Genomic DNA, 1,998 nt, shown 5'->3' with positions numbered 1-1,998 from the left:
TATGTTCGAAGAAAAAAAGGCACATTCATGTATTAATTAAGCCGTTTTGACCCCCTATCATTTTAACCCTATACTGTTAAAATGCATTAATGGCAGGTCTTAAGGATGCGTATTAATCACATTTATATTTTATAAAGTTATTTTATATTTTTTAGGTTTAGGAGCCAGCTATTAAAAAGTCAAGATAATTAGTCAAAACTTATTAAACTTTTGTGTATGTAGTAGATTCTTAAAAATGGGCACACTTAAACAAGGGTGTGAACCCATATCATTGAAGTAATTTTGCTGTTTAGTAACTGTAAGAGAAGAATTCTCCAGTTTTCAGCATTGTAAAAATAGTGTTGATCATGTTTTTGCTAGCTGCGCAAATAGCAACAGTATGGTGCTTGTTTTGTAATCTTTTCTTCAGATATTTCTGTCTAAATTTATTGTCTTTTCCATTTCCAACACATGCAACTCTAGTGGCGGTAAAGATAGCAGCCCTTAAATAGGCAGAGCCTCGTTTTGAAATTCTGGATTTATTACTCTTAAATTCACCAGATTCAAAAACAGATGGGTCAAGACCAGCAAAAGCAAGTAAGCTTGAAGCACTTTTGAATCTATTGATATCACCAATCTCGCCTAAAATCATGGCACCAGTGATGTTAGCAATTCCGGGTACAGATTTGATGAAATCAAAAGGTTCCATAAGTTCATCAATAGCTTTATCAATGGCTTGAATTTGAACTTCATAATGTTTTATGTCATCAAGTGCAGAAGTCAAAAGAATCTGGTTAGTGGTTGAAATACTACCGATGGTTTCTTTAGCTAATGCTTTAATGCGAACAGCAGCCTGGAAACGGTCACCTTTAATGCGTAACATACTGACAATAGTATCAGTGTGCATTCTAGCGATTTGAGCCGTTGTGGGATATTTACAAAAAAGTTCCCTAGCCCACTTGGCATGCTGATCATAATATTTAGTAAATTCAGGGAACATAATCATTAATAAACGAGTATATTCCATTTTAGCTTGAGAGAGCGTTTTAAGCTTTTTAAAACGAATCCTAGATAGTGACTTAAGCTCATCGAGATTGTATAATGTAGATGTATAGGGGCTGAGAATCGAATGATTCAGCCTGATGTATCTACAGATGGCTTTTGCATCAACTTTATCGGTTTTCGTTTTGCGTAACGAAACAGATTTTTGGCTAAAGGATGTTAGCAACGGATTAAGACTGAAGACTTTGAATCCGCTTGAATGCAAAAATGATGACAGATTCTTTGCGTAGATGCCTGTCTCCTCGATTCCTATACACACTTCATCCGGAAGCTCTGTATGGGAAGCGATTTCTGTATGGAGCTTTTTAAATCCCTTCAAGTCATTTGTGATGGTAGTAGGTTGATGAATCACCTCACCATTTTCATTCATGATTGCAAAGTCGTGCTTTCTAGAAGCAGCATCAATACCGACGTAAATCATGGTAGTCCTCCTAATATCTTATTTAACACTGTGTGTCAAACCACGGTCTAATAAAGCCATTACCTTGTAAATAAAACCTCTCAGGGTTAACCAGCTAATTCCTGTTATCAATACTAGTTGTGGTTATACCCTCCAAAAAACAGTCGAGCTGTAAGGAAAAATGAAATACTCCACAATGTTATTGATTAATTATATAAAAATAATAACGAAGGAAGGAGAGTATACTAAGATAAATTTAGTATACAAGGTTAAAATGGCATATCTTGTTGACTTTAAAGAAGTCTCTACAGTCGGGCTTGAATCATCACCAATGAAAATTGCACTTGCAGGACTACGCGCTAACGAAGCTCGCTATTTTAATACCAAGTACAACCATGCTTTCACTGTGCTCTCGGTCGATGAAAGCAGAGAAGCACCTGAGTATGTCAACCATATATTAAAAACTGAACGCGATATCGTTTTTAGTTCAAGACCACTTGAAACTTCTAGCTTTCAGGTGGAAAACATCAAGTTTACCTACGTTTTTTATGAAGATG

Annotated in this window: 1 protein-coding gene and 1 pseudogene; one reads left to right on the top strand and one right to left on the bottom strand. The window is 35.8% G+C overall.

Annotated features, from left to right (window positions below; genetic code table 11):
* Window positions 1-289 precede the first annotated feature (289 nt).
* A complete protein-coding gene (locus AC220I_RS21810; protein ID WP_486725979.1) occupies window positions 290-1,462 on the bottom strand; it encodes an IS110 family RNA-guided transposase in 1,173 nt (390 codons plus the stop codon).
* 253 nt (window positions 1,463-1,715) lie between these two features.
* On the opposite strand from AC220I_RS21810, the pseudogene AC220I_RS21805 reads away from it, so the two are divergent.
* Window positions 1,716-1,998: pseudogene (locus AC220I_RS21805) on the top strand (phage tail protein); the annotation flags it as partial.

Source organism: Fusibacter sp., from assembly GCF_057447755.1.
The sequence above is the reverse complement of the archived record's forward strand: the minus strand, read 5'-3'. Positions and strand labels throughout refer to the sequence as shown.